Origin of the sequence: Paenibacillus sp. FSL H8-0537 (assembly GCF_038051995.1) — a bacterium.
GTDB lineage: Bacteria > Bacillota > Bacilli > Paenibacillales > Paenibacillaceae > Pristimantibacillus.
On the sequence record NZ_CP150290.1, the window covers coordinates 4,555,849 to 4,568,707 of the forward strand.

Below are 12,859 nucleotides of genomic sequence, written 5' to 3' on the forward strand. Positions count from 1 at the left end.
CGCCTTACACAAGCCTTCCCGTCGTGGTTTTATACACTTTGCGCTGCAGCTTCTTGCCCAGCCGCAAGCTTTTCTTTAATTGATCTTTCATCTCTTTAGTCAGCTTGCGAGAAGCTACTTTGCCATTGTTGCCATACCAGCCGTTTTCCGAGCTTTCAATTGATAACAGCCGAAGCTTAAGAATAAAGAGAAAAGCCTGCTCACATTGCTTTGCTTCCTGCTCCGAAAGCTCCTTTTCTTCCAAAAGCCTCCGCATGCGATCCATCGTAGAAGACTCGCGAATGCCTCGCTGTATCGATAACAAACGAATCGCGTTGACCATAGGAATGTAGGCCCCATATTTAATGTCCAGACTGCCTGCATCCTCTCCATATTGCTCCTTGAGCAAATGGCCGAATACGCCAAGCAGCATTTTGTGCCTCATCGTATTTTCCAGCATGCGTCTAATAATAATCGGCGTTGCCAGCATGTCGGTGAAAAAAATATCCTTAAATTTCCGCATGAGCAGCTCGCTTCCAAAAATACAGCGTGCATCCGCTATAATTAGCAAATAACGAACAGCCTCCCAGCTCGGCTCCTTAAACCACAGGTTAATTTGCTCCTCCCATGCTGATAGTGATTTGCACCACTCGGGGTTGCTGCTGATTACCTCTCCCTCACATGGAGGATATCCAGCTGTTTGGAGGTAGCTGACAATTAACGCTGATAATTCATTAAAATAACGCTGCACATACGGCTCATCACCAACTGTATTCTCATAAACAATGCCGCTGTCCTGATCGCTGGACAAGGTTTGCTCTTCCCTGCCTCCGCTGCCGAATAATAAATAGGCGTAAGGCACGGGAGGAGAACCCTTCCCCATCCGTGCCATTTCCGCTTCTGCGAGTGCAATTGCCCGGCTGATCACCGAATCATGCATCTCATTCAATTGTTCATTAAACTGTTCGACAGGGCTTGCAAGGAGAGCTTCCTTCATCCGATCATGTACCTGATCCCGCAAGCTGCGCAGCGTGCCCACCTCTCCGGCTGAGCCGATCTGCTCCAGCAGCTCCACATGCACAGGGTCTGTCATCTGAGTCTCTCCCCTTTAAATCGCCCTTATAATATTAACCGTGCAGGTTTTGTCCTGCTTTTTTCATTTGCTCAGGATAACCATAAGCGCCATGCTCACTAAGGTCAAGACCTACAATTTCTTGCTCCTCTGTTACACGGAAGCCCATAACCAGCTTCATAACGCCAAGTACCAGAAACGATGCTGCAAGAACGAATGCGCCGCATACAACAACGCTCTCGAATTGGACCCACAATTGTTTCCAGCTGCCAGTATCGATAAGACCACCTTGGCCTACGCCAACTTTATCTGCCAGTAATTGTGTTGCAAAAATACCGTTAGCCAGCGTACCCCAAATACCAGCTGCACCGTGAACCGACATTGCATAGATCGGATCGTCGATTTTCATTTTTTCGAAAAACTTTGCGCTGTAGAATACAAGCACGCCAGCTACTAGACCAATAACAACTGCTGCCCATGGATCAACGAATGCACAGGAAGCTGTAATCGCAACAAGACCAGCTAGTGTACCGTTCAATGTCGTTGTAATATCAGCCTTGCCTGTTACAGCCCACGAAATGAGCAGTGAGGAAACCGCACCGGCACCGGCGCCCAGCATCGTTGTAAATGCTACGTAACCAAAGAATCCATCGCCGATTGCTAACGTACTGCCTGCGTTAAAGCCGAACCAGCCAACCCACAGTAGCAATACCGATAGAGCTGTGTACACTTGGTTATGACCAGCAATTTCATTGGCAGAGCCATCTTTATTGAACTTGCCAATACGAGGCTTAAGTAAAATGGTTGCTGCCAAAGCTGCCAAGGCGCCGGATAAATGGACGACCGTCGAACCGGCAAAGTCTTGTGCACCATCTTCCGCCAGCCAACCGCCGCCCCAGATCCAGTGAGCAACTACCGGATAGATCGCAGCAATGTAGATAACGGTGAAAATAAGGTATGAGGACAATTTAGCACGTTCCGCAAAGCCGCCCCATGCGATGGAAAGCGATACTGCTGCGAAAGCTAGTTGGAACAGGAAGAAAATTGTTGTTGGAAGTCCGTCGTCCACACTTGTAATGGCTGGATTAAAGAAGAAATCACCCCAGCCAATAAGGCTGCTCGTACCGCCATCGGCATTAGCCGTTCCGAAAGCAATACCGTAACCGACAGCCCAGTAAATCAAACCTGCAAGACCAGCTGTGAAAATCGTTTTGCCAGCAACGTGGCCAGCATTTTTCATTCTGGTCGAACCTGTTTCCAAAAGAATAAACCCGCCTTGCATGAGCAAAACTAATACGAATGCTACCATGACCCACAAGGAGTTGACGCCCATGTTCAATGTTGCATTGGATGGGTCATTCGCAAAAGCCATTGCCGGGAATACTAAGCACATTGCCCCTAGTGTGAATAACATCTTTCTAATCATTACGACCACTCCCTATGCGTTATGTTTCCTAACATTTCAGGAAAGACTTAATGTCATTATAGTCAGTATAGTCGCATTTGACAATACGTTTTATTCTATTTTCAAAAAAAATCTAACATTCCGCCTCAAGAAAGCGATTAATGTTAAGTTTTTTCACAGTCCCTGCCTGATCTTGGCAGCTTTTGTCGCGCTGAAGTTTAACCTTTGTGCTTTTCACCTTCTATTATAGGAAGCATCTTCCTAGGCATAATTCTCCTGCACTCACATATCCATGTCATACGTTTGACTGTATGGTTACTTTCCGATTATCATTAAATATAGACATATATAGATAGAGGAAAGAAGGTGAACGGATTGGAATCTGCTGAACGTTATAAAATTGGAGAACTCGCTAAACTGGCCAACATCAGTCCGCGAACAATTGACTATTATACTTCAATGGGACTTATTGAACCGGCGGAACGCTCTTCTACGAACTACCGCTTGTATAATTCTGAAACATTGATCCGTTTGAAACGTATTGATCAAATGAAGCAAAACAAGCACACGCTTGAAGAAATTAAACATTCATTAGCGCAGTGGGATAGCGTAACTGCTGAAGAGCAGGTATCGCGCAAGCTAACCGACCTACAGCTTCGTCTAAGCGAGCTGGAACGCGAGGTTAAAGACTTGGAGCCTGTAATCAAGCAAATGAAGCCACGCCAGGCTAACAAGCTCTACACTCGTCTCATGCCACAAACGGCAGCTTGTATAGAAGCGCTAATGCTGCTGCTAAACAAGGGAAATTTTATGTAAGTTGTACAATCATAGCTTCTCCCCTTGATTGGTAAGTCAAAATTATCATTTGGAGGAATGACGTTATGTTTTTTCACAAAATGGACATTCTCATCCTAATCGCTTTCGCTTTATCGATTTGGGCGCAATTTAGGGTTAAAGGAACGTTCAAAACCTGGTCTACCGTTCGCTCCATGAGCGGACTAACCGGCTACCAGGCCGCACGCAAAATGCTCGATGCTAATGGGCTGCAGCATGTACAGATTGAACCTGTACGAGGCACCCTAAGCGATCATTATGATCCAATATCACGTAAAGTACGACTTTCCGAGCATGTTTATTATGAAAACTCCATATCCGCCTTGTCCGTTGCCTGCCATGAGGTCGGCCATGCGATTCAGCATAAGGCGAATTATCCGATGCTGGCGCTGCGCCATCGCATTTTCCCGGTCGTTAACATCGCATCCGGCATTGCTCCATTCATGCTGATCGCCGGATTTTTGCTGCAACAGGCTAATCTGATTGGTCTTGGCATCATCTTCTTCTCTGTAGCAGTAGCCTTTCAGGTTATTACACTGCCCGTTGAATTTAATGCAAGCAACCGTGCCCGCCATATTATGATTGCCGAAGGCTTTATAACGAATGAAGAAGAACGCGGTGTCGCCAAAGTTCTGAACGCTGCCGCTCTCACTTACGTAGCAGCCGCGCTCATCTCCCTGCTGGAGCTCGTCAAATATATTATGATCTTCACATCATCAAACCGGGAATGACTAGCTTACAGACTAACATGATCAACTCAGAAGAGTGGGCCCGCCTAAGTAATAGGCAGGTCCACTCTTCTTTTCACGCAAAAAAAAGAACCGCTGCAGCAGCCAGAATAAAATTGGCGCCTGCAGCGGTTCTTTCTCCTATAACCTATAACTGTTCTTGCTTTAATCCTCATGCTTCTTCTCATTGAAATAATGCAGCAGAAAGCCATGGAACACCTTCGCAACGAGCGACAGCTTCTCATTGGAACGATGAATGATGCCGATATTGCGAGTTACATGAGGCTGCTCCACGCGCACCTTCGCTGGCTGTAAAATGCCCGTATGATGAAGCGCCATTTCCGGCAGCAAGCTGACACCCATCCCAGCGGCGACCAGCCCGCGGATCGTCTCCGTCTCCTCGCCCTCGAATCCGATTTTCGGTGTAAACCCTGCCTCCTGGCACGCTTCCCATACGATGGGCCTTAACGAATAACCTTCGCTGAACAAGACAAATGTCTCGTCCTTAAGCTGATTTAATTGAATCGAGCTCTCTCCAGCAAGTGGATGTGACGGCGGCAATATCGCATAAAGCTCCTCTGTCAGCAGCACCTGCCCGCATACATGCTCATGCTCATCCGGAAAAGGAGAAATGAAAGCAAGATCAATATCACCCTTCACCATATCTCGTATGAGCGACGGATACATCCCTTGCCTAAAACGAAACTGCACATTCGGATGATGCTTGCGAAAAGCGGCCACAACCTGCGGGATTAAGGATACGCCGAGGCTATGCGGAAAGCCTAGCCGAATTTCTCCTTTTTCCGGGTCAAGAAATTCATGTATTTCCACAACAGCCCGGTCCAGATCAGCCAATATGACCTCAGCCCGCTTCAAAAACAAATGACCTACAGGTGTCAATTGCAGATTTCTGCCCTTTTGTAAAAAAAGCTTTACGCCAAGCTCTTCCTCCAATTGATGAATTTGACGGCTCACAGCTGATTGAGCAACATGCAATTCTTCCGCCGCCTGTGTCACATGCTCTTTTCTCGCTACTTTGACGAAATAATAAAGCTGACGAAGTTCCATGATCTCTCCTTATCTTATCCAAACATTATCTCCGGACGATCCGCTGCCTGCGTACCATTGCCCGATCGAATAAACCGTACATGAGGAAGCCGGCAAGGCCACCCCCAACATGCGCCCATAAATCTATTGTCGGCAAAATAATGGAATAAATGATGCCTGCTCCCAAAATCATATATACGGTTTTGCGTGATCCATCATCCAGCCAAGCTTTACGGAACAGCGACAAGTATAGATACGCTCCGTAAATGCCATAAATCGCACCGGATGCTCCCACTGACAAATGGACAAATTCCCCATTGCCACCCTCTGTCATAACCGTAATAACTGCACTGAACAAATTGCCGAGCAGCCCGCAAAGCAGATAAAAAACAACATACTTCACAGAGCGCAGCAGACGCTCCAAGGGCGGCGCAAACACGAGCAGGGCAAACATATTAAAAAGCAAGTGCTGAAAGCCTCCATGCATAAAGATGGACGTTAAATAGCGCCATGGCTCTTCCAGTCCGTACGGATCTCCATGAAACGTTAAAAAGGCACCCCAGCGGTACAAGTTTTCTCCGCCAGTCGTTCCACCATTTAAAGCAACAAATATAAAAAAGAGCGTATTTAACGCGATTATCGCAGAAGTTATGGGATAAGATCTTAAATAAACGCGAAAGCTTTCGTATCTTAAAAAAATCATCAGTAATTCCCCCGCTCTAGAATTGGACAATATTGCCGCGCTCCGATTATAATTAATGGGTATTGACCATTTAACTTTGAGGAGGACGTTATACATGTCTCAAGAACGTGCTGGAGCTGCCGCATTTAAGGGCAATCCACTTACATTAATCGGACCAGAATTGAAAGTCGGCGATAAAGCTCCTGATTTTCAAGTGAACAAAACACTCGTTGATAGCGTATCCTTGAAAGATTATGCTGGTAAAATCAAATTAATCAGCGTAGTTCCTTCTATTGATACAGGCGTATGCGACGCTCAAACTCGCCGTTTCAATGAAGCTGCTGCTTCGCTTGGCGACAACGTCGCTGTACTTACAATCAGTGTAGATTTGCCTTTCGCTCAGGCTCGCTGGTGTGGTGCCGCAGGCATCGATAAAGTCGAGCTGCTGTCGGACTACAAACTTAAAAGCTTCGGCGAAGCATATGGTGTTTACATTAAAGAATTCGGCCTGGATATGCGCTCGATCTTTGTCATTGATGCCAATGATACGATCCAATATGTCGAGTACTTGGCAGAAATGACTGAGCACCCGAACTATGAAGCGGCGATTAACGCGGCTAAAGCGCTCGTATAATCCAGTATACAATCTTTTATGTGCACAAACAAAGCGAGTGAAGGGAAACCTTCCTCGCTTTTTGTACGTTTTATGAGTTTCCGGTCGTTTTATAAGCAGAGAGCTTCTTGTCCAGCGTTCGATAAAGCTCAAGAATAACCCGGTAGTTCGAACCAAGGTCGCCAAAAGAGCCTCTGGAAGCCGAATAAATATCAACGGCTGCATTTACTGGATTCACACTGATGACCGACACCGTAATGTCCATCGTCCGGCCGAAAGCCGTGCGTTTCTCGAGCACAATCTCCCCAACCGATTGAACTTCATGCAACACCTTGTAGCCCTGCATTTTCTTCAGCGTAGAAACTACTTCTTCCCAAGCCTTTTCCTTGGACAACTTGTAAAAATGGGATTTGAGCATCGGGTCTTTGGCTTTATCGCCTGTTTGTTCATGACTGCGCAGCAGCCCGATTACGGTCCGCTTCAACAAAAACGATCTCCCCCTCCAGCATCTTTGTATGTAATATCTATATTAACATGTTTTGTTACACAAAAAAAGAACCCTGAGCGTGTTAGCGCAGCAGAGTCTCTTGAGTGTAGATAAAAACCCGCCTATGCCGTCCGACTTACATGTTTCTGAACCTCGCTTTCGCAAGGTGGGTGTCCGCAGAAACGAATTTGAAGTCCCCTTTAGAGGGCATGTCAGCAACGTAACAATTTAGGTCTCCCGAGAAACAGCCATTGGTTCAAAACAACGTAAAGCCGAAACGAACATCGCAGGATGTATTGTTATTATAAACGTTACCTTTACAATTGTAAATGTCTAAACGTTTATTTATTGGACGAGCTCGAATCGCCATCTGTAAGCTCTGCAAATTCGACCTCTTCTGCCTCCTGGGCAAGCCTAGCTTTCTCCGCCTGCTCCTGCAGCTTCTGGTAAATCATGTAGAAATTCCAGAACGACAGATAAGCGATAATGCTGCCCATAAAAAACGGAATCAAAAAGGTGAAGCGCGTACTGATATAGATGACCGCACCACTCATTACCGCAGAAGAGAATGAGCGTATTGGACGGCCAATCGTAATCAGAATAGCATTTTTCAACAATTGAAACGTTTTCATATGATAATGGACAAGCATCGAGAAAAAGTTGAACAAAGAAATTACCAGCAGAAGCAGCAACGCAATAAAGATATAAGAAATCAGGCTGTACTGGTCGCGATACACAATAAAATCGACAATCATAATGGCAAACAGAATAGCGTAGAAAAACCCGCCAATCATACTTTGAAGATAATTTTCCTTATATCCTCTAAAGTAAGTTTTGAATAGCGGGACATCCGTTTCACCCATCACCCATTTGCGAGCTACCGCAAACATCGCAGCTGTAGCTGGAAATAAGGTGAACGGAGCAACAATCGCCATGAAAATCAATGTTGTTTTAACATGGTCCAGATAAGCCGCCTCATCTAATGCTGAAGCATTTCCTGGAAATACGCCCACAAACGCCAATAATACAAAAGGAATTGAACATATTAGCCATAATACATTGATTACCGATAATCGCATAATCCATTCGGAGATGCGGTAAAAACCTCCCATTAAACCCCTTGGCTCCATGTGATCTGCCCCCACTATTCCGTCTTGTTCGTTACTATTTTGGTTGTGACATGCACCAAAGCATATTATTCAATCAAGCAGGCTGGCTTAATCAAATGAACAATAAAAAAGGGGAAGTCAGGACGCCCGTAAGGCATCACGGACTTCCCCGGTTTCTTAAGCTTTGTTATTCGGGCTTATCAAGATGATATGACCCTAGTTGTTGTTATTGTTGAAGCTTTCGGACGATGGTTTTGGACGGCGGTTCTCGCTAGTGCGAGGTCTGCTGCTGCCACCATCACGGTTACGGTCATAGCTGCTGCTGCTGCTGCTGCGCGAGCTGGAGCTCGAACTGCTGCTGCCACCGCCACGTCTGTCATCACGGCCACGATAGCCGCCACCACCGCCACTGGAGCTGCGGCTGCTGCCACCGCTAAAGGACGAGGAACCAGAATAACGACGACCATTCGAACGAATGTCCGGCTTGCGTTTTTTCGCGCGAAGCGGCTCTTCCGGTGTCAATTCAATATTGACTTCCTTCTTCTCGCCTGTCAGCAATTTAACGGCTGCTGCAAGCAAGTGAACGGAATCATATTGCTCAAGCAATTGAATGGCAATTGCTTTGTATTCCGTGAACTCTTCTTCTTGAACAACTTCGAGCAAACGCTCAGCTGTCAAGCGCTGTTTGCCTTCAATCGCTTCCGCAATGCTAGGCAAAGGTTTTTTACTGATTTTTTGACGTGTAATTTTCTCGATGAAATGCAGGTGATCCAGTTCACGAGGCGTTACGAACGACCATGCCGTACCTTCTTTGCCTGCGCGGCCAGTACGGCCGATACGGTGAACATAGCTCTCCGGATCTTGCGGAAGGTCAAAGTTGATAACATGCGTTACGCCCGAAACGTCGAGGCCACGAGCAGCTACATCCGTTGCAACCAGCACATCAATGCTGCCATCGCGGAATTTGCGCATTACGCTGTCGCGTTGGTTTTGGGACAAGTCGCCGTGAAGGCCGTCTGCCGTGTAACCACGTTTTTGCAAAGCTTCGCTCAGCTCATCAACCCGGCGCTTCGTGCGACCGAAGATGATGGCAAGCTCTGGGGATTCCATATCAAGCAAACGGCTCAGCGCTTCAAACTTCTGACGCTCATGAACCTCAATATACGCTTGATCGATAAGCGGCGCCGTAACTTGCTTAGGAATAACCGACACATGCTCTGGATTTTTCAGAAATTGCTGTGCAAGCTTCTGAATGTTCGCCGGCATTGTAGCCGAGAACAGCATGGTGTGACGCTCGTCTGGAACTTGCTTCAGGATCGACTGAATGTCTTCCATAAAACCCATGTCCAGCATTTCATCTGCTTCATCAAGAATGACCGTTTGTACATCTTCAAGACGGATCGTCTTACGGTTGATGTGGTCAAGCAAACGTCCTGGTGTACCAATAATAATTTGCGGCTTCTTCTTCAAAGCGCGAATTTGACGTCCAATTTCTTGTCCGCCGTAAATTGGCAATGAGCGTAAACCTTTGTATCGAGTCAACTTCCCGATTTCTTCAGCTACCTGAATAGCGAGTTCACGGGTAGGCGTCATAATTAAGGCGACAATGCGCTCCTCGCTTGTCGGAATTTTATTAATGAGCGGAATTCCGAATGCCGCTGTTTTTCCTGTTCCTGTTTGTGCCTGACCAATTAAATCTTGACCAGCCATTGCAATTGGAATAGCTTTGGACTGGATCGGAGTTGACTCCTCAAACCCCAGCTCCGTGATTGCTTGCAACACTTTAGGTTCCAAGCCAAATTCAGCAAATGTTTTCAAACTTTCTCATACTCCTTTTATCTTCAGCCTACTTGAAAAATATCCAAGCTATTATAGCATACAATCATACACGTTTACCAGCGAAGCTTAAAAACAAATCAAAAGTCGTACGAGAAAGCGGTTGCTTTATTGTATAGCCCCTGCCCGCAGCGCACATGGCAGTTAACCCTGTTTTTTTAAAGTTGATCCTGCTATAATGTGGTTATCCCGCTGTTTTAACGTTTTCATGCCATATGTTTTGCCCTGAACCTATGATGAAAGGGTGATGCCAGGTGGATATCGAAACCGTAACACTGTCACAAATTGTAGAGAAGCTAGCACCCGAGCTCAGTCCTTTTCTTACGGATCGGGAACTCTCGATCAATATCGTATTGAGGGACGGACTGGCTGTACTTGAACCGGCGGATGCAATGGAGATTGTTCAGCACAGCATTTGCGAGCACCAAAGAGAAGCCTTACTGCAATGACAAGGGGATATACCGATTGATAGTGAACCTGCTGACGCATGCGTCAGCAGGTTTTTTGCATGCTTTTTTTCTCCGGAAATTCCCGCCCAAAAATGGTGCATTAAGCAACATTTCTCTGTGTAAAATTACGCTTTTAGAAAAAAATAAGTGTCACGCAGCCTAATTCTGCTTTATAATTTGGAAAGAAGAGCTAGCGGGGAGAGAAGGAAATGGACATCATCTTTTCAACTGTCATGCTGTTATACAGCTTGTTGACGGGAAGCGGAGAGGATCATGCAGCCGCCCGGGAGCTCGCAGCCTCGGTACTAAACGCTTCACTAGGAACAAATATCGTGCAGGCAAGCCCAACGGGTGGAGAAGGCCAGGGGACGTCTGAGACGGGCGCTAAGCGCGATCCGCAGAAAGATGCTCCCGTTGTGAAGGGCATCTACGTGACGGCTCACAGTGCAGGTGGAGCGCGTATGGATAGCTTGCTTAAGCTTGTTGATGATACGAAGCTTAACAGCATGGTCATCGATGTCAAAGACGACAACGGCTATATTACTTATCCGACCGAGACGCCGGAGCTGCTCGAACTGGGAACTACCCAGAAGTACATTCGCGACATTGGCGACTTGATGAAGAAATTAAAGCAGCATGAGGTTTACCCGATTGCCAGAATTGTCGTCTTTAAGGACACTGTGCTGGCACGCCAGCATCCGGAGCTGTCGTTCCGCCATTCCGACGGAACGATTTGGAAAAATGGCCGCGGTGAAAGCTTTGTTAATCCTTATATGAAGGAAGTCTGGAGTTACAATGTAGCCGTTGCCAAGGAAGCTGCTAAGCTGGGCTTTAAAGAAATCCAGTTTGATTATGTTCGTTTTCCTGAAGGCTTTGATAAGAAAGCCGATTCGCTGAAGTATAAGAAAACAGAGCAGAGCCGAGTCGATGCCGTTGCGGGATTCGTAAAATATGCCCGTGAGCAGCTTGAGCCGCTTGGCGTGCGTGTATCGGTCGATATTTTCGGCTACGCCGCATCGGTGCCTGCAGCCGAAGGCATTGGCCAGGACTTTGTGAAAATTTCCAACGATGTGCACGTCATATCTCCCATGGTTTATCCGAGCCATTACAGCACTGGCTGGTTTAAGCAGAAGGTACCGGACAAAAGCCCTTATGAAACCATCGTAGGCGCTATGGAGGATACGCATGCCAAGCTGGACCCGATCGGTGATGCTAAGCCAATTATCCGCCCTTGGATTCAGGATTTTACAGCCAGCTGGCTTGGACAGGGCAATTATATGAAATATGGCAAGAAAGAAGTCGAGGCACAAATTAAGGCGCTCTCCGACACCGACATTCATGAATTTCTCTTATGGAATGCAGGCAATAAATATTCAGAAGGCGTTAATTACGAATAGCGATTTGATAAGTCGAGCTGCGTATAATCCCGCTTCTCGCTACAAGGTGAAACGGCTGTCGCCATCCTTTGGCCGCGCGGCGCGTTTCATTCCGAGAAATATAGAGAAAGGATAGCATTAGGATATCTTTTTCTATATTTCAAACAAATAACCTCCGGTACGCTGCTTTTAAGCGTTGCCGGAGGTTATTTGTTTGTTTTTTAATACGAACCCTTGCAATTGCCCAGACGGGCCTGTAAGCATTATTGCGAAAGACGCAGCGCAAGCTCATACAAATCCAGATTGAATGGCTTTTTCGTATTGACAACCGTGTCGATATCCGTGGAAAGAAACTCCCCGCGCACGATACCGCAAGCCTTGCCCGAATCGCCCGCCATCAGCTGATGCACAGCATAATCGCCCAGACGGCTTGCAAGAATACGGTCAACAGCGGTCGGTGTTCCGCCGCGTTGAATATGTCCAAGGACGGTCACCCGCGGCTCAAGTCCGCAACCACGCGTAATTTCGCTGGATACATCATGCCCATTACCTGCTCCTTCAGCAACAACAACGATACTGTGACGTTTGCCTTTGGCAAAGTTGGCTTCCATCCGCTGCGAAACCTCCGTTAAATTGAACGGCACTTCTGGTACAAGAATGGTCTCGGCGCCGCTTGCAAGTCCAGCATAAAGCGCAATATCTCCGCAATGACGGCCCATAACCTCAACGACAGACGAACGCTCATGAGATGACATCGTGTCGCGGATTTTGTTGATGGCATCAACAACGATGCCCACAGCTGTATCAAAACCGATTGTGTAATCCGTGAAAGGAATATCGTTATCGATTGTTCCTGGCAATGCCATCGTCTTGATGCCGAGCTTGCTCAGCTTGTTAGCCCCTTGATAAGAGCCGTCGCCGCCAATAACGACCAAACCGTCGATGCCACGCCCACGCAAAACTTCAGCGCCTTTCTCCTGGCCTTCAGCTGTCATAAATTCTTTGCAGCGCGCCGTCTGCAAAATGGTTCCCCCGCGCTGTATAATATCGCCTACGCTGCGAAGATCCATTTGGCGCAAATCGTCATTCAGAAGACCCTGATAACCGCGTTGTACACCGTATACTTCCAGCCCGTTATACAAAGCGCTCCGCACTACAGCACGAACGGCTGCGTTCATCCCTTGGGAGTCACCACCACTGGTTAATACTGCGATTGATTTTACTGAAGACATAGTCATTCCT

The 12,859-nt window shown here is 46.9% G+C and carries 13 protein-coding genes and 1 other RNA gene; 5 read left to right on the top strand and 9 right to left on the bottom strand.

Features of this window, described 5'->3' with window-relative positions:
- Positions 1–4: 4 nt before the first annotated feature.
- Positions 5–1,072, bottom strand: coding sequence for a DUF294 nucleotidyltransferase-like domain-containing protein (locus MHB80_RS19155; protein ID WP_341278463.1), 1,068 nt, complete (start codon positions 1,070–1,072; stop codon positions 5–7).
- Between the two features lie 34 nt (positions 1,073–1,106).
- A complete protein-coding gene (locus MHB80_RS19160) occupies positions 1,107–2,477 on the bottom strand; it encodes an ammonium transporter (RefSeq protein ID WP_341278464.1) in 1,371 nt (456 codons plus the stop codon).
- 354 nt (positions 2,478–2,831) lie between these two features.
- Between MHB80_RS19160 and MHB80_RS19165 the strand changes: the two genes are divergently transcribed.
- Together MHB80_RS19165 and MHB80_RS19170 are read left to right on the top strand one after the other, a co-directional pair.
- Positions 2,832–3,272: a MerR family transcriptional regulator gene (locus MHB80_RS19165; protein ID WP_341283030.1), complete on the top strand. Its 441-nt coding sequence runs from the start codon at positions 2,832–2,834 to the stop codon at positions 3,270–3,272.
- A gap of 65 nt (positions 3,273–3,337) precedes the next feature.
- Positions 3,338–4,021 carry a zinc metallopeptidase gene (locus MHB80_RS19170; protein ID WP_341278465.1) on the top strand — a complete coding sequence of 228 codons (684 nt, stop codon included), beginning with the start codon at positions 3,338–3,340 and terminating at the stop codon, positions 4,019–4,021.
- Positions 4,022–4,183: 162 nt separating this feature from the next.
- On the opposite strand, the gene MHB80_RS19175 is transcribed toward MHB80_RS19170, so the two are convergent.
- Positions 4,184–5,086, bottom strand: a complete 903-nt coding sequence (locus MHB80_RS19175; RefSeq protein ID WP_341278466.1) for a LysR family transcriptional regulator — start codon at positions 5,084–5,086, stop codon at positions 4,184–4,186.
- 25 nt (positions 5,087–5,111) lie between these two features.
- Positions 5,112–5,768 (bottom strand): rhomboid family intramembrane serine protease, encoded by a 657-nt coding sequence (locus MHB80_RS19180; protein ID WP_341278467.1) that lies wholly within the window; start codon positions 5,766–5,768, stop codon positions 5,112–5,114.
- 94 nt (positions 5,769–5,862) lie between these two features.
- Here MHB80_RS19180 and tpx point away from each other — a divergent pair, with 94 nt between their 5' ends.
- The gene (gene tpx, locus MHB80_RS19185) at positions 5,863–6,381 is read left to right on the top strand and encodes a thiol peroxidase (RefSeq protein ID WP_341278468.1); all 519 of its coding nucleotides are present in this window, start codon (positions 5,863–5,865) and stop codon (positions 6,379–6,381) included.
- Positions 6,382–6,451: 70 nt separating this feature from the next.
- On the opposite strand, the gene MHB80_RS19190 is transcribed toward tpx, so the two are convergent.
- From MHB80_RS19190 to MHB80_RS19205, 4 genes are all read right to left on the bottom strand, one after another.
- Entirely contained in the window at positions 6,452–6,847 is a 396-nt protein-coding gene (locus MHB80_RS19190) for a DUF1499 domain-containing protein (RefSeq protein WP_341278469.1), read from the bottom strand.
- A gap of 111 nt (positions 6,848–6,958) precedes the next feature.
- Positions 6,959–7,143, bottom strand: a non-coding RNA gene (ssrS, locus tag MHB80_RS19195) — 6S RNA.
- 45 nt (positions 7,144–7,188) lie between these two features.
- On the bottom strand, positions 7,189–7,977 hold the full coding sequence (locus MHB80_RS19200) for a DUF624 domain-containing protein (protein WP_341278470.1): 789 nt from the start codon (positions 7,975–7,977) through the stop codon (positions 7,189–7,191).
- Between the two features lie 195 nt (positions 7,978–8,172).
- Positions 8,173–9,774, bottom strand: coding sequence for a DEAD/DEAH box helicase (locus tag MHB80_RS19205; protein ID WP_341278471.1), 1,602 nt, complete (start codon positions 9,772–9,774; stop codon positions 8,173–8,175).
- A gap of 272 nt (positions 9,775–10,046) precedes the next feature.
- Here MHB80_RS19205 and MHB80_RS19210 point away from each other — a divergent pair, with 272 nt between their 5' ends.
- Positions 10,047–10,241 carry a hypothetical protein gene (locus MHB80_RS19210; RefSeq protein WP_046229973.1) on the top strand — a complete coding sequence of 65 codons (195 nt, stop codon included), beginning with the start codon at positions 10,047–10,049 and terminating at the stop codon, positions 10,239–10,241.
- 209 nt (positions 10,242–10,450) lie between these two features.
- Positions 10,451–11,638, top strand: a complete 1,188-nt coding sequence (locus MHB80_RS19215) for a putative glycoside hydrolase (protein WP_341278472.1) — start codon at positions 10,451–10,453, stop codon at positions 11,636–11,638.
- Between the two features lie 242 nt (positions 11,639–11,880).
- Here the strand turns inward: MHB80_RS19215 and pfkA are convergent, their stop codons facing one another.
- Positions 11,881–12,849: a 6-phosphofructokinase gene (gene pfkA, locus MHB80_RS19220; protein WP_341278473.1), complete on the bottom strand. Its 969-nt coding sequence runs from the start codon at positions 12,847–12,849 to the stop codon at positions 11,881–11,883.
- Between the last annotated feature and the right edge of the window lie 10 nt (positions 12,850–12,859).